General features: G+C 68.3%; 17 protein-coding genes and 1 pseudogene. 13 read left to right on the top strand and 5 right to left on the bottom strand.

Annotated features, from left to right (window positions below):
• The first annotated feature begins 19 nt into the window (after positions 1–19).
• Positions 20–457 carry a DUF1810 domain-containing protein gene (locus tag BRW65_RS10170; RefSeq protein WP_073874140.1) on the top strand — a complete coding sequence of 146 codons (438 nt, stop codon included), beginning with the start codon at positions 20–22 and terminating at the stop codon, positions 455–457.
• Here BRW65_RS10170 and BRW65_RS10165 read toward each other — a convergent pair.
• Genes BRW65_RS10165 through BRW65_RS10155 form a run of 3 tightly spaced genes read right to left on the bottom strand, consistent with a single transcriptional unit; the run spans position 443 to position 2,891 of the window.
• Positions 443–1,723 carry an alpha-amylase family protein gene (locus BRW65_RS10165; protein ID WP_073874138.1) on the bottom strand — a complete coding sequence of 427 codons (1,281 nt, stop codon included), beginning with the start codon at positions 1,721–1,723 and terminating at the stop codon, positions 443–445. The two genes, BRW65_RS10170 and BRW65_RS10165, sit on opposite strands and share 15 nt — an antisense overlap.
• Before the next feature lie 4 nt (positions 1,724–1,727).
• The gene (locus tag BRW65_RS10160) at positions 1,728–2,264 is read right to left on the bottom strand and encodes an alkyl hydroperoxide reductase (RefSeq protein ID WP_073874136.1); all 537 of its coding nucleotides are present in this window, start codon (positions 2,262–2,264) and stop codon (positions 1,728–1,730) included.
• 39 nt (positions 2,265–2,303) lie between these two features.
• The gene (locus BRW65_RS10155) at positions 2,304–2,891 is read right to left on the bottom strand and encodes a peroxiredoxin (protein WP_073874134.1); all 588 of its coding nucleotides are present in this window, start codon (positions 2,889–2,891) and stop codon (positions 2,304–2,306) included.
• Positions 2,892–2,992: 101 nt separating this feature from the next.
• Between BRW65_RS10155 and BRW65_RS10150 the strand changes: the two genes are divergently transcribed.
• The 4 genes from BRW65_RS10150 to BRW65_RS10135 are packed head-to-tail and all read left to right on the top strand — an operon-like array spanning position 2,993 to position 5,876.
• Positions 2,993–3,928, top strand: coding sequence for a hydrogen peroxide-inducible genes activator (locus BRW65_RS10150; RefSeq protein WP_073874132.1), 936 nt, complete (start codon positions 2,993–2,995; stop codon positions 3,926–3,928).
• A gap of 26 nt (positions 3,929–3,954) precedes the next feature.
• Positions 3,955–4,665, top strand: coding sequence for an EthD domain-containing protein (locus BRW65_RS10145; RefSeq protein WP_073874130.1), 711 nt, complete (start codon positions 3,955–3,957; stop codon positions 4,663–4,665).
• The gene (locus BRW65_RS10140) at positions 4,662–5,105 is read left to right on the top strand and encodes a TIGR03618 family F420-dependent PPOX class oxidoreductase (RefSeq protein WP_073874128.1); all 444 of its coding nucleotides are present in this window, start codon (positions 4,662–4,664) and stop codon (positions 5,103–5,105) included. Before BRW65_RS10145 ends, BRW65_RS10140 begins: the two co-directional genes overlap by 4 nt.
• An 18-nt stretch (positions 5,106–5,123) precedes the next feature.
• The gene (locus BRW65_RS10135) at positions 5,124–5,876 is read left to right on the top strand and encodes an enoyl-CoA hydratase/isomerase family protein (RefSeq protein WP_073874126.1); all 753 of its coding nucleotides are present in this window, start codon (positions 5,124–5,126) and stop codon (positions 5,874–5,876) included.
• Between the two features lie 13 nt (positions 5,877–5,889).
• On the opposite strand, the gene BRW65_RS10130 is transcribed toward BRW65_RS10135, so the two are convergent.
• Complete coding sequence (locus tag BRW65_RS10130) at positions 5,890–6,075, bottom strand: (2Fe-2S)-binding protein (protein ID WP_068077255.1); 186 nt, start codon at positions 6,073–6,075, stop codon at positions 5,890–5,892.
• Between the two features lie 358 nt (positions 6,076–6,433).
• On the opposite strand from BRW65_RS10130, the gene bfr reads away from it, so the two are divergent.
• Both bfr and BRW65_RS10120 read left to right on the top strand, forming a co-directional pair.
• On the top strand, positions 6,434–6,913 hold the full coding sequence (gene bfr / locus BRW65_RS10125; protein ID WP_007170080.1) for a bacterioferritin: 480 nt from the start codon (positions 6,434–6,436) through the stop codon (positions 6,911–6,913).
• A gap of 83 nt (positions 6,914–6,996) precedes the next feature.
• Positions 6,997–8,445: pseudogene (locus BRW65_RS10120) on the top strand (MDR family MFS transporter); the annotation flags it as partial.
• A gap of 304 nt (positions 8,446–8,749) precedes the next feature.
• On the opposite strand, the gene BRW65_RS32900 reads toward BRW65_RS10120, so the two are convergent.
• Entirely contained in the window at positions 8,750–9,064 is a 315-nt protein-coding gene (locus tag BRW65_RS32900; protein WP_432206414.1) for a hypothetical protein, read from the bottom strand.
• Positions 9,065–9,098: 34 nt separating this feature from the next.
• Here BRW65_RS32900 and BRW65_RS10115 point away from each other — a divergent pair, with 34 nt between their 5' ends.
• The 6 genes from BRW65_RS10115 (at position 9,099) to BRW65_RS10090 (ending at position 14,439) form a co-directional block, all read left to right on the top strand.
• On the top strand, positions 9,099–9,593 hold the full coding sequence (locus tag BRW65_RS10115; RefSeq protein WP_073874356.1) for a carboxymuconolactone decarboxylase family protein: 495 nt from the start codon (positions 9,099–9,101) through the stop codon (positions 9,591–9,593).
• A 142-nt stretch (positions 9,594–9,735) separates the two neighbouring features.
• Complete coding sequence (locus tag BRW65_RS10110) at positions 9,736–10,626, top strand: TIGR03854 family LLM class F420-dependent oxidoreductase (protein WP_073874122.1); 891 nt, start codon at positions 9,736–9,738, stop codon at positions 10,624–10,626.
• A 41-nt stretch (positions 10,627–10,667) separates the two neighbouring features.
• Positions 10,668–12,020, top strand: a complete 1,353-nt coding sequence (locus tag BRW65_RS10105) for a glutamine synthetase family protein (RefSeq protein WP_073874354.1) — start codon at positions 10,668–10,670, stop codon at positions 12,018–12,020.
• 10 nt (positions 12,021–12,030) lie between these two features.
• Positions 12,031–13,140 carry an amidohydrolase family protein gene (locus BRW65_RS10100; RefSeq protein WP_073874120.1) on the top strand — a complete coding sequence of 370 codons (1,110 nt, stop codon included), beginning with the start codon at positions 12,031–12,033 and terminating at the stop codon, positions 13,138–13,140.
• Between the two features lie 31 nt (positions 13,141–13,171).
• On the top strand, positions 13,172–14,005 hold the full coding sequence (locus BRW65_RS10095) for a lysophospholipid acyltransferase family protein (RefSeq protein ID WP_073874118.1): 834 nt from the start codon (positions 13,172–13,174) through the stop codon (positions 14,003–14,005).
• Positions 14,005–14,439, top strand: a complete 435-nt coding sequence (locus BRW65_RS10090; protein ID WP_073874116.1) for an SRPBCC family protein — start codon at positions 14,005–14,007, stop codon at positions 14,437–14,439. The genes BRW65_RS10095 and BRW65_RS10090 overlap by 1 nt, the downstream gene beginning before the upstream one ends.
• The last annotated feature ends 72 nt before the right edge of the window (positions 14,440–14,511 follow it).

The following is a 14,511-nucleotide window of genomic DNA, read 5'->3' as shown; positions in this document are numbered from 1 at the left end:
AGTGTGCAATCGTAGTCACATGGAACCGGAGAGCGACCCCTTCGACCTCCAGCGCTTCGTCGACGCGCAGGCCCCGGTGTACCGCAACGTGGTCGAAGAGCTGCGCGCCGGCCGGAAGCGCAGTCACTGGATGTGGTTCGTCTTCCCGCAGTTGCGCGGCTTGGGCGGCAGCCCGACCGCCGTGCACTACGGCATCTCGTCGCTCGATGAGGCCCGCGCCTACCTGCGCCATGGGCTGCTCGGGCCGCGACTGCGCGAGTGCGCCCGGCTGGTCAACGAGGTGCAGGGCCGGTCGGTCGGCGACATCTTCGGCTCGCCCGACGACCTGAAGTTGCGTTCGTCGATGACGCTGTTCACCCACGCGACCGACGACAACGGGGACTTCGTCGCGTTGCTCGACAAGTACTACGACGGTCGCCAGGACGCACTCACGCTGGAGCGCCTAGGCGGGGCTTAGGATCCGCCAGCCGTGCGGCTCGACCTCCACCGCGTCGAGGACCTCCTGCGGCGGCGCCGAGGATCCGCCGATGACCCGGCGGTGGGTGGTGCCCAGCTCCGAGAGCGCGACGCGCATCGGCTCGTCGCCGATGTTCAGTGCGACCAGCAGCGCGTGGTCGCCGTTGCGGGTCTCGTACACGTAGTGCCGGTTTTCCAGCCGCAGCGCGCTGGTCGTCGCCCGGTGCAGCCACGGGTGACGGCGGCGCAACCCCACGAGGAACTGATGCAACGCCCAGATTTCCGTCCCGAAAGCATCCAATTCTATTGGGGGAGAAGCGAATTCAGGGCGGACGGCGTCGTCGCCGCCGTAGCGCTCCTCTTTGACGCCGCGGAATCCCAGTTCGTCGCCCGCGTACACGCTGGGCACGCCGCCGACGGTCAGCAGCAGCACCAGCGCGTGCGCCACGTGCCGCGGGTCTTCCAGTCGGCTGGCGATCCGGGTGACGTCGTGATTGCCGATGAAGGTGAGCGGGGCGAAGCCGGCCAGGAACTCGGCATGGCGCTGCAACGCCCAGTCCAGCTCGAAGAAGTTGCCGTCGTTGAGGCTGCTCCAGATCGCCTTCCACAGCTCGTACTGGGTGGCCGAGTCGAAGGTCGCGGCCCGCACGACGGCGGCGTAGTCGCCGTGGATGAGCTCGCCGACGAACCAGGCGTCCGGGAAGCGCTCGCGGACCCGCGGCAGGGTCGACGCCCAGAACCGTTCGGGCACCGTGTAAGCCGCATCGAGGCGCCAGCCGTCGGCGCCGCGCTCGAGCCAGTGCGCCATCACGTCCGCGGTGTAGGCGATCACCTCGGGGTTGTCGTGGTTGAGCGTGATCAGCTCGGAGTGGCCCTCGAACGTCCCCCCCGTGAACCATCCGGGCGCGCCCTCCCGGTAGCGGGGGAAATCCACCCCGACGTGGTTGAACACGCCGTCGAGCAGGATGCGCAGCCCGCGGCGACGGGCCTCGGCGACCAGGTAATCGAAGTCGCCGTCGTCACCGAGCCGGGGATCGATGCGGTAGTGGTCGGTGGTGTCGTAACCGTGTGTGCGCGAAGCGAATATCGGGCCCAGCGCAATCCCCGAGGCACCCAGGGTGATCGCGTGGTCGAACCAGTCGACGAGCCGCCGCAGCCGGTGTTCGTCCGGCTGCGGCGGCTCCGAGGACGCGGGAAAGGCGCCGACGAACCCCAGCGGATAGACCTGCCACCAGATCGCGTGTTCTACCCAGGCTGGTGCCGTCACCGCGTCAGCCGACGGTGGCCAGGGTTTGGGAGGCGACGATCGCTTGGGCGACGCCGGCGATGATGGCCGCGGCCTTCAACGCCTCCTGGATGGTCTCCCGGGTCACACCCGCCTCGCGCAGCGTGTGCTCGTGAGCGGCCACGCAGTCCGGGCACCCGTTGATCGATGACACCGCGAAGCACCACAGCTCGAAGTTCGCCTTCTCCACACCGGGATTGGCGATGATGTTCATCCGCAATCCCGCGCGCAGATCGTCGTACTTCCCGTCGAGGAAGCCGCGGCCCCGGTAGAACACGTTGTTCATACCCATGATCGACGCGGCTCCCAACGCGGCGTTGTACGCCTCGGCCGACAGGACGTCGGCCGCCTCGGCGCCGATCTCGCTGATCACCTGGGTGTTGCGGGTCGCCGCGGCGCTAGCCAGCAGGGTGCCCCACAGCTGCTCCTCGTCGAGCTCGGTCGTGCGAGTGATCGAGCCCAGGTTGAGCTTGAGGTCCTTCGCGTACTCCGGCAGCGCTTCCTTGAGGTTTTCTACGCTCATCTCGCCTCCTATCAGGCCCTGTACCCGCCCAGGCCCGGACTAAGCCGAAGCCTTGAGCAGCTCGGTGGCGTTGAGCGTCGGGTCGCCCTTGCGCCAGTTGCAGGCGCAGAGCTCGTCGGACTGCAGCGCGTCGAGGACTCGCAGCACTTCCTCCACGTTGCGTCCGACGGATCCCGCGGTGACCGAGACGAATTGGATCTCGTTGTTGGGGTCCACCAGGAAGGTCGCCCGGTCGGCGACGCCGTCGGCGTTGAGAACGCCGGTGGCCAGGCTCAGCTCCCGCTTGATGTCCGAGAGCATGGGGAACGGCAGCTTCTTCAGGTCCTCGTGCTGGGCGCGCCAGTTGAAGTGCACGAACTCGCTGTCGATGGAGACGCCCAGCACCTGCGCGTCGCGGTCGGCGAACTCGTCGTTGAGCTTGCCGAACGTGGCAATCTCAGTCGGGCACACGAAGGTGAAGTCCTTGGGCCAGAAGAACACAACGCGCCACTTGCCTTCGTGGTCCTCGTTGGTGACGGTCGTGAAGTAGTCCTCGGGCTGCTGGGCGTCGACCTTGGACAGATCGCCCGCGATCAGCGCAGTCAGGTTGTAGGCGGGGAATTGGTCGCCGATGGTCAGCAAAGGCATGGCTCTCCTAATTTGGATCTACTCAAGATTAGCTTTCCCTGTCATGGTGCCCGCTGACGCTGTCTAAAGTAAAGGTGATATTTCCCACTATACTTATCGGCATGCCCGATAAGAGTTATCAGCCGACGATCGCCGGCCTGCGTGCGTTCGTCGCGATCGCTGAAAAGCGTCAATTCAGTGGTGCCGCAACATCTCTCGGCGTCAGTCAGTCCACCCTGTCGCAGGCGCTGGCGGCGCTGGAGACCGGGCTTGGCACCCAGCTCCTCGAGCGGTCGACACGGCGTGTCCTCTTGACGACGGAGGGCGCCGAACTGCTCCCGCGCGCCCAGGCCGTCGTCGCGGCGGTCGACGCGTTCAGCGCCGCGGCCGCCGGATCGTCGGATCCGCTGCGGGCCGGCATGCGGCTGGGCCTCATTCCGACGATCGCGCCCTACGTGCTGCCGACGGTGCTGGCCGGTCTCGCCGAGCGATTCCCCGAAATGACTTTGCGGGTGACGGAGGACCAGACCGAACGGCTGCTGACGGTACTGCGCGAGGGCGCGCTCGACGCGGCGCTCCTCGCCCTGCCCGTCGACGCCCGCGGCATCAGCGCAATCCCGATCTACGACGAGGATTTCGTGCTCGCGCTGCCGCCTGGGCATCCGCTTTCGGGCAAGCGCCGAGTCCCGGTGACGGCGCTGGCCGACCTGCCGCTGCTGCTGCTGGACGAGGGGCACTGCCTGCGCGACCAGGCGCTCGACGTGTGCCACAAGGCCGGGGTGCGAGCGGAGCTCGCCAACACCCGCGCGGCGTCGCTGGCCACCGCGGTGCAATGCGTGACCGGCGGGCTGGGGGTGACGCTGATCCCGCAGAGCGCGGTGCCGGTCGAGGCGACGAGAAGCCGCCTCGGCCTGGCGCAGTTCGCCGCACCCCGCCCCGGGCGGCGCATCGGTTTGGTGTACCGCTCGTCCAGCGGTCGCGACGAGTCCTACCGGCAGCTGGCGCACATGATCGGCAAGTTGATCAGCGACGACCACCCCGTACGGCTGGTCAAATAGCGCTACCTCGACGGTAGGTTCAGCCCATGGAAAAGGTCATCGCAGTGCTCATGCGCGCCGATTCGGACGAGAAGTGGTGCGGTCGGCAGCGTGGCCCCGTCGCCGACGCCCTGTTGGAGCTGGGCCTGCCGGGGCTGGCGGTCAACGTTCGCGACGACGCGGTGCGCCATTCGCTGATGACGCTCACGACGCTGGACCCGCCGGTCGCCGCGGTGGTGAGCATGTGGACCCAGCAGTGCTACGGAGAGCGGATGGCGGCGGCCCTCACCCTGCTCGCGGACGAATGCGAGCAGCTCGCCGCCTACCTGGTGACCGAATCGGTCCCGCTCAGGGCGCCGGTAAGCGAACCGGGCTCGCGCACAACGGGTTTGGCCAACATCGCGCTGCTACGCCGGCCCGAGAGCCTCGACCAGGCGAGCTGGTTGAACCGGTGGCAGCGTGACCACACCTCGGTGGCCATCGAGACGCAGTCGACCTTCGGCTACACCCAGAACTGGGTAGTGCGCGCCCTCACCCCGGACGCGCCGGGAATCGCGGGCATCGTCGAGGAGTTGTTCCCCGAGGAGGCGATCACCGATCTCAAGGCGTTTTTCGGTGCCGCCGACGACAAGGACCTGCAGGACCGATTGGGCCGAATGGTCGCCAGCACCACGGCGTTCGGCGCCAACGAGAACATCGACACCGTCCCCACCAGCCGCTACGTCTTCAAGACACCGTTCATCGAGGAACGCACATGACAACTCTGAGCGACGCCGTGGCCCTGGCCGCGGCCGAAAGTGGCCTCGCCGTGGTCTCCACGGTGCGCGCCGACGCAACGGTGCAGGCGTCGCTGGTCAACGTCGGACTGTTGCCGCACCCCGACACCGGTGCAGAGGTGTTGGGTTTCACCACCTACGGCAAGGTCAAGCTGGCCAACCTGCGCGCCCGGCCGCAGCTGGCGGTCACCTTCCGCAACGGCTGGCAATGGGCCACCGTCGAGGGCCGCGCCGAGCTGGCCGGCCCCGAAGACGCCCAGCCCTGGCTGACCTCGGACGACCAGCTGCGACTGCTGCTGCGCGACGTCTTCACCGCCGCGGGCGGCACGCACGACGACTGGGACACCTACGACCGCGTCATGGCCCGCGAGCGGCGCGCCGTCGTGCTCATCGCGCCCACCCGCGTCTACAGCAACGGCTGACCTGGTTAGGCTGCAGCCGTGACGCTGCAGATCGACGACGACAAGCGGGTGCGCACCCTCACGCTGAACCGGCCCGAGGCGCTGAACGCATTCAACGAGGCACTTTACGACGCCACCGCGGAGGCGCTCTTGGCCGCGGCCGAGGATCCCGAGGTCGCCGTGGTGCTGCTGACCGGCGCGGGCCGCGGCTTCAGCGCCGGCACCGACCTCGCCGAAATGCAGGCCCGCATCGTCGATCCGGACTTCACCCCCGGCAAGCACGGCTTCATCGGCCTCATCGATGCCCTCAGCGGGTTCCCCAAGCCGCTCATCTGCGCGGTCAACGGCGTCGGGGTGGGCATCGGCGCCACCATCCTTGGCTACGCCGATCTGGCCTTCATGTCGTCGACCGCCCGGCTGAAGTGCCCGTTCACCAGCCTGGGGGTGGCGCCGGAGGCGGCGTCGTCGTACCTGCTGCCGCAGCTGGTGGGCCGGCAGAACGCCGCCTGGTTGCTGATGTCCTCGGAGTGGGTGGACGCGGAGGAGGCGTTGCGGATGGGCCTGGTCTGGCGGGTCTGCGCGCCCGACGATCTGCTGCCCGAAGCGCGCCGGCACGCGGAAATTCTTGCCAGCCGCCCGATTTCGAGCCTGATGGCGGTCAAGCACACCATGGTGGAACCGGTCCGGCCGGAGATCGCGGCGGCCACCGCACGGGAGAACGCGCACTTCGCCGAATTGATGGGGGCGCAGGCGAATGCAGCGGCCCTGGCGGACTTCAACAAGGCCCGCTGAGCGGGCGCCGATACTAAAGCGACGGGGCGGTCTCGAGGTTCGCCGACGCGGCGATGATCGCCCGCAGCGTCCTTCGGCAGCGCCCGCAGTCGCCGCCGGCCCCGCACGCGGCCGCAATCTCCTTGGAGGTGGAGGCGCCCTGGGCGACCACCTCGGAGACCGTGTGGTTGGTCACGCCGACACACAGGCATACGTACATCAGCGCATCCCCTGCATGCGAGCGACGTTCCCGTCCTCGACGGCCTGTCCACGCGAGCTCAATTCGCCCTCCCTCTCGGTGTCCCGTCTCATCGGGATTCCCGGAAAAATGCCGAACCGATCGCCATATTAGCTGAGTCTAACCTAAGTTCGTTAGCGCAGTCTAACCTTACTCGCCAGCAACGTCGGACCATCGAAGCGCGCAGGACACACACTGAGCACAGGCATACCTTGCTGGCAGATTGCACCCCGGCATGGCAAAGTGCGACTACGGCCCGGCGTGGTGCCCGCAGCCCGGGCGCACCCGGCCAATGTCAGGAATGACCACCGTTTCAGACCGTCACCGTAGGGGAGTGATCATGCAAGGGGATCCGGATGTTTTGCGCTTGCTCAACGAGCAGTTGACCGGCGAGCTCACCGCGATCAACCAATACTTCCTGCACTCGAAGATGCAGGACAACTGGGGCTTCACAGAGGTCGCTAAGCACACTCGGGAGGAGTCCTTCGACGAGATGCGGCACGCCGAGGCGATCACCGACCGCATCCTGCTGCTCGACGGGTTGCCGAACTACCAGCGGCTGTTCTCGCTGCGCATCGGCCAGACGCTGCGCGAGCAGTTCGAGGCCGACCTCGCCATCGAGTACGAAGTGATGGACCGGCTCAAGCCCGGCATCATCATGTGCCGCGAGAAGCAGGACACCACGAGCGCCAACCTGCTCGAAGAGATCGTTGCGGACGAGGAAAAGCACATCGACTACCTCGAAACGCAGCTGGAGCTGATGGACAAGCTCGGCGTGGAGCTCTACTCCGCGCAGTGCGTCTCGCGTCCGCCGAGCTGACCCCGCCCACGCCCTTCGCGGTTTTGGTTGCCACGGGTTGACCGTGGGCACTCACTACCATCGAAGGCCGTGGGAAGGCGGGCATGACGAGGGCGACACCAGCGGCGGCTCCGGCCGGCCACGCTTCGGATTCCGGACCCGGGGACGTCGCGGTCGACCCGCAGCGCCGCAATTTCATCTTCGTGGCGATCCTGCTCGGCATGTTGATGGCCGCGCTGGATCAGACGATCGTGGCGACCGCGTTGCCGACCATCGTCGCCAATCTCGGTGGCGCAGGCCATCAATCGTGGGTGGTCACCAGCTACCTGCTCGCCTCGACCATCATCACCGCCCTCGTCGGCAAGTTCGGTGACCTGTTCGGCCGCAAGCGGGTGTTCCAGGCGGCCGTCGTGATCTTCGTCGCGGGATCGGTGCTGTGTGGGCTCTCGAGCTCGATGGGCATGCTCGTGGCGTCCCGCGCGCTGCAGGGCATCGGCGGCGGCGGGCTCATGGTGACCGCCATGGCGCTGATCGGCGAGGTGATCCCGCTGCGCGACCGCGGCCGCTACCAGGGCGCGATGGGCGCGGTATTCGGCGTCACCACGGTGATCGGTCCCTTGCTCGGCGGCTACTTCACCGACCACTTCACCTGGCGCTGGGCGTTTTGGATCAACGTGCCGATCTCCGTCGTGGTGTTCTTCGTGGCGGCCGCCGCCATCCCGGCGCTGTCCGAACAAACCAAACCGGTGATCGACTACACCGGCATCCTGTTGGTCGGTCTCGGCGCCGCCGGGCTGACCCTGGCGACCAGCTGGGGCGGGACCACGTACGCGTGGGGATCGCCCACGATCATCGGCCTGTTCGCCGCCTCGGTGCTCGCGTTGTGCCTGTTCGCCTGGGTGGAAAACCGCGCCGCCGCGCCGATCCTGCCGACCCGGCTGTTCGGCAGTCCGGTGTTCACGGTGTGTTGCGTCCTGTCCTTCGTGGTCGGTTTCGCGATGCTGGGCGCCCTGACGTTCCTGCCGACGTACATGCAGTTCGTCGACGGCGTCTCGGCCACCACCTCGGGCCTGCGCACGTTGCCGATGGTGATCGGGATGCTGACCACCTCGATGGGCAGCGGTGTCATCGTCGGCCGCACGGGCAGATACAAAGTCTTCCCCGTCGCCGGCACCGCCACCATGGCGGTGGCGTTCTTTCTGATGTCGCGGATGGACCCGTCGACATCGGTTTTGGTTCAATCGCTGTTCCTCGTCATCCTCGGGGCCGGGATCGGGATGTGCATGCAGACCCTGGTCCTGATCGTGCAGAACACCGTGGGCTTCGACGACCTCGGCGTCGCGACCTCCGGCGTCACGTTCTTCCGCACGATCGGCAGCTCGTTCGGCGCCGCGATCTTCGGTTCACTGTTCACCAACTTCCTGCACAGCCGCATCGGCCCGGCGCTGGTGGCCAGCCGCGCGCCGGCCGCGGCCGCCGCGTCACCGGAGGCGTTGCACCGGTTGCCCCGTCAGACGGCCAGTCCGATCGTCGCCGCCTACTCCGAGTCGCTCACCCACGTGTTTGGCTGGGCGGTTCCGGTCGCGCTGGTGGGGTTCGTCCTGGCGTTGTTCCTGCGGCAGGTCCCGCTGCGGGAAATGCACGACAGCACAATCGATCTCGGCGACGCGTTCGGCATGCCCAACACCGAGACCCCGGATCAGATGCTGGAGGGCGCGGTCGAACGGATGCTGCGCGGTGTGCCCGGCATGCGATTGCGCAGCATCGCCATGCGACCCGACTGCCGACTCGACGTTGCCGGATTGTGGGGCGTCCTGCGCATCAACCGCTACGGGCAGCTGAACGGGACGGCCCGGCTCACCGACATCGCCGACTACCTACGCATACCGTTCGAGGTCTTGGAGCCCACCTTTTCACGGCTGATCGCGACCGGATACGCGCGCGGCGACGGCGACCAGCTGTGGCTGACGCCCGCGGGGGCCCAGCAGGTGGACTACGTGCACTCGCTGCTGGTGGGCTGGCTGGTCGACAAGCTCGCCCGCTCACCCGGATTCGACGGGCGGCCGGATCGGCGCGTGGTCGAGGCGGCGCTGAATCGAGTCGCGGGCCGCGTTCTGGCGCAACGGGACTGGACCGACGACCGTCCCACCGCCAAGATCCCGGCGTCCACACCCTGAAGCGGGCGGTGCGGGCGTACCATCACGCCATGAGCCGAATCGGAACTTTTGCTGACGACGACCTGGCCGGCTGGTTTGTGAAATCCCCCGACATCGGCGGCGCGCTCGGCGGCTTCAGCAACGCGGTCTACACCAAGAACCGGCTGCCGCTGCGCACCCGCGAGCTGGCGCGCGCGGTGATCGCGCACCGCAACGAATGCGTCGTCTGCGTCAACACCCGCGACGAGGACGGGCCCGCCGCGGGCGTCGACGAGGAGTTGTACGACCACGCCCTTCAGTGGCGCACCTGGCCGGGCTACAGCGATCAGGAACGGCTGGCCGCCGAGTTCGCGGACCGGTTCGCGAGCGATCACACGGGTCTGCGCGACGACGAGGACTTCTGGAGCCGGTGTTCCGAACACTTCTCCGACGAGCTGCTGGCCGACCTTGCCCTCTCGTGCGCGCTGTGGGTCGGCATGGGTCGCGTCCTGCGGACGCTCGACATCGGCCAAGCCTGCAAGCTCACCATCCCTAGCCGCGCATAACCGCGACGGGCGCACCCGCCTTCGGTCACACCGCGACACATAACCGGCTGCACCGAAACGCTGCTTGAATCCGCCCCGAAAGGCGTCGCGGCCGGTTATATCTGGTGGGCACAAAAGGCCGCGTCACCGCGTTGGCCTAGCTGTGAAGATTCGCTTCGGCGTCGGGCTCGGTGCGGACACCGCGCCAGATCGACTGGCACCCATCGTTGATCATTTGGAGGCCAACGGTGTGGACTCCCTGTGGTTCTCCGAGTTGGTGTACTCGCCGGCGGTGGACCCGGTGGTCGGGATGGCGTACGCACTGGCCAGGACGACCCGGCTGAAGGTCGGCACCTCGGTTGCCGTGCTGCCCGGGCGGCATCCGGTCCTGGTCGCCAAGCAGCTGGCGTCGCTGGCGGCCGTCGCGCCGAAGCGGGTGCTCCCCGTCTTCGGTCTGCGGTCGGCGATTCCGGCCGAGCGTGAGGTGTTCGTGGTCCCCGACGGCGAACGGGCCGCGGTCTTCGACGAGTCGCTGCGGGTGCTGCGCTCGGCGTTGACCGAGGACTCGGCGAACTATGACGGCCGGTACTTCACCGTCAGCGGGGCCACCGTCCTGCCCAGGCCACAACCCCCGCTGGACATCTGGCTCGGCGGCTCGGCGCCGGCGGCGTTCCGGCGCATCGGTGCGCTGGCCGACGGCTGGCTGGGCAGTTTCCTGACGCCCGCCGAGGCACGGACCGGCCGCGAGGCAATCGAACGCGCCGCGGCGCAAGCGGGCCGGCGGATCGAACCCGACCACTTCGGGATCTCGCTGGCCATCGTGGACGCGGCCGACGGCGAAATGCCCGCGGCGCTGGCCGCGGCCGCCCGCAACCGCCGCCCGGACGTCGACCCCTATGAGCTGATCGCCGTCGGATGGGATCGGCTGCACCGGCAGCTGGACGCCTACATCGACGCCGGATTGACGAAGTTCGTCATCCGGCCCGCAGCTGGCGCGCCCTTGGACGACTTCCTCAACCGGTTCGTCAGCGAGCTGACCGCCCGCCAGAACTGAATTGGCGAGCCCGGGCCTCCCGACCCTGCACAATGACTGCCATGACCGGCACACCGCTTGCCGCCGCGGCGATCGCCCAGCTGGAGTCCGAGGGCGTCGACACCGTCGTCGGCACCGTCGTAAATCCCGCCGGGCTCACCCTGGCCAAGACGGTCCCGATCCGGCGGACCAACACCTTCGCCGATCCCGGCCTCGGGGCCAGCCCCTCGTGGCACGCCTTCGCGATCGATCAGAGCGGCATCGCCTTCACCCGCGATGTCGGCGTGATCGGCGACCAGCGGCTCCGCATCGACCTGTCCGCCCTGCGCATCGTCGGCGACGGCCTGGCGTGGGCGCCCGCCGCATTCTTCTCCCAGGAGGGCGCGCCCGTCCCCGCCTGCGCCCGCGGCACGCTGAGCCGGGTCGAAACCGCGCTCGCCGAAGCCGGAGTCGAGGCGGTGGTCGGGCACGAGGTCGAATTCCTGCTGGTGGCCCCCGACGGTGAGCGCCTCCCGTCGACGCTGTGGGCGCAGTACGGCCTTGCCGGCGTCCTGGAACATGAGGCGTTCGTCCGCGACGTCACCCGGTCGGCCGGCGCGGCGGGCATCGCGATCGAGCAGTTCCACCCCGAGTACGGGGCCAACCAATTCGAGCTGTCCGTGGCGCCGCAGCCACCGGTGGCCGCCGCCGACCAGCTGGTGCTGCTGCGCCTCGTCATCGGGCGGGTGGCCCGCCGCCACGGGTTGCGCATCAGCCTGTCGCCGGCGCCCTTCGCCAACGGCGTGGGCTCCGGTGCCCATCAACACTTTTCGCTGACGATGTCCGACGAGCCGCTGTTCTCCGACGGCGCCGGCGCCCGGGGCATGACGGCCGTGGGGGAGAACGCGGTTGCCGGGGTGGTGCACGGGCTACCGGAGGCGCAGGGCGTGCTGTGCGGGTCGATCGTGTCCGGCCTGCGCATGCATCCCGGCAACTGGGCCGGCGCGTACGCGTGCTGGGGAACCGAAAACCGCGAGGCCGCGGTCCGATTCATCACCGGTGGGCCGGGCAACCCGCGCGGCGGAAACGTCGAAGTGAAGATCGTCGACCCCTCCGCGAACCCCTACCTGGCGTCGGCGGCGATCCTGGGGCTGGCGCTGGATGGAATCGAACGCCGAGCACAGCTGCCCCCGGAGGTCACGATCGACCCGGCGGACCTCGCCGCCTCCGAACGCGAACGCGACGGCATCCTGAGCCTGCATCGAGACCAGGCCGAAGTGATTGCCGCCCTGAATGATTCGAAGCTGATGCGAAAACTCCTCGGCAATGCCGCGGTCGACATGGTGGTCGCCGTCCGCACGCTCGAGCACGAGCGATACGGCGACCTGGACCCCGAGCAACTGGCGGACAAGTTCCGCATGGCCTGGAGCCTGTGACAGGCGCCCCATGGCTTCCGATCCTCGCGCGCTGGCCGAGCACATCGACAACGTGACCCTGATCGATCAGCACGTCCATGGTTGCTGGACGACCGCGGGGGACCGGCATCGGTTCGAAAACGCGCTCAACGAGGCCAACACCGAACCCATCGTCGGCTCCGGATTCGACACTCAACTCGGCTTCGCCGTGCGCGCCCACTGCGGCCCCATCCTCGGTCTCCCGAAACACGCTGACCCGCACTCATATTGGGAGCGCCGCGGCCAGTTGGGCGAGGCGGAACTGGCCCACAGGTTCCTGCCGGCCGCGGGGGTGAGCGACTGGTTGGTGGACACCGGGATCGGCGTGGACACCGCCGACCCCGCCGACATGGCCGAGTTGTCCGGCAACCGCGCTCACGAGGTGATCCGCCTCGAGCAGGTCGCCGAGCAGGCCGCGCGGGCGTCCGGCGACTACGCGACGGCGTTCGAGGACATCTTGCACCGGCGCGCCGCGACGGCCGTCGCCACCAAGTCGATCCTGGCCTACCGGGGCGGGTTCGACGGCGACCTGAGCGAGCCGGAGCCGGCTCAGGTCGCCGAGGCGGCCGGCCGGTGGCGCGATCGGGGTGGCACCCGGTTACAGGACCGTGTGCTGCTGCGGTTCGGGCTGCATCAGGCGCTGCGACTGGGCAAGCCCCTGCAATTCCACGTCGGCCTCGGCGACCGGGACTGCGACCTGCACAAGACCAACCCGCTGCTGCTGCTCGACTTCCTGCGGCAGTCCGGGGACACCCCGATCGTGCTGCTGCATTGCTACCCCTACGAGCGCGAGGCCGGGTACCTGGCGCAGGCCTTCAACCACGTCTACGTCGACGGCGGGCTGAGCGTGAACCAGCTGGGGGCTCGGTCGCCGGCGTTCGTCGCGCGGCTGCTGGAACTGGCTCCCTTCGACAAGGTTCTCTACTCGTCGGACGGGTTCGGTCCCGCGGAACTCCACTTTCTCGGTGCGGCCTTGTGGCGCAGGGCAATTCATCGCGTGGTGCGCGAATTCGTGGTCGACGGCGACTGGAGCGAGCCCGACGCCATCCGGGTGGTCGACCTGATCGCGCACGACAACGCCGCAGGCCTGTACCGCGTTTGACCCCCGGTGACACCGGGGTATACGGGCGATTATGGCGACCGTGAAGGGCGTCTTGGAGTGGGCCCGGGACAAGGTCGTGTCGTGGGTGCCCAAGGCCGACCTCGATCAGCGGGACCCCGACTACATCCGCGACCAGCTGCCCGGGACCTGGCTGCTGGCGTCGTTCTACTTCCGGGCGGACGTGCGGGGCCTGGACCGCATCCCGGCCGAGGGCCCGGTGCTGTTGGTCGGCAACCACAGCGGCGGCAACGTGCCACCCGACACCTTCGTGTTCACGCTGGCGTTCTGCTCCTACTTCGGCGTCGAGCGGCCCTTCTACCAGTTGGCCCACAACCTCGTCGTCTCCGCACCGCCCCTGGGCTGGTTGCGCAAATTCGGCACCGTCGCCGCCAACCCCGAGAACGCGCGCCTCGCGCTGGATTCCGGTGCCGCGCTGCTGGTCTACCCCGGCGGCGACTACGAGGTGTTCCGGCCCTCGTGGGAGCGCCACAAGGTCGACTTCGGCGGCCGGATGGGCTACGTGCGGCTGGCCCGCGAGGCCGGGGTGCCGATCGTGCCGGTCGCCAGCGTCGGCGGCCAGGAAAGCGCGCTATTCCTGAACCGTGGGCAGTGGCTGGCCAAACTGCTGATGGCCGACAAGCTGCTTCGCCTCAAGAGCGTCCCGATATCGCTGGCACTGCCCTGGGGACTGAACATCAGCGACCTGGCGGGCCACATCCCGTTGCCCACCAAGATCGTGATCGAGGTCCAACACCCGATCGAGGTCGACGGTGACGACCAGGCGGTGCACGACAAGGTGATGGCCAGCCTGCAGGGCGGGGTCGACCGACTGGCCGCCGAACGGCGATTCCCGGTGATCGGCTGATGCGCGTCGAACGCCGCTGCGTCATCAAGGCCGACCGGTCCGCCGTGTGGAAGATCGTCAGCGACCCGGACTGCTACCCGTCGTTCATGAGCAGCCTGGAGCGCTGGGAGTCGTCGAACGACGCGCCGCCGGGGGTCGGCGCCCGCTACACGGTGCACTGGAAGATCGGCTCGGTTCCGGTGGGCGGTCTCATCGAGGTGGTCGAGTTCGACGACGGTCGCGATCTGGCCTGGGTCGGCATCACCGGCGTCACGCTGCGCGGGCGGATTCGGTTGCGCGACGCGGGCGAAGGCTGCACGAAGGTCACGTTCCGGCTGTCGTATCAGGCGCCCGGGGGCATCGTCGGGTACATCGCCGACCGGATCGCCGTGCGGCAGGTGGGACGCAGGCTCGCCGAAACGCTGAAACGCCTCAGGGAACTGTCCGAGTCATAGCCGAATACGAGTCATAGCCGAATAAATGCGGTCACTGGTTGCGTTGGTACGGCCGATGGACCGTACGAAGCC

It is taken from the genome of Mycobacterium paraffinicum (genome assembly GCF_001907675.1).
Lineage (GTDB): Bacteria > Actinomycetota > Actinomycetes > Mycobacteriales > Mycobacteriaceae > Mycobacterium > Mycobacterium paraffinicum_A.
This window is presented reverse-complemented; position numbering and strand designations above follow the sequence as displayed.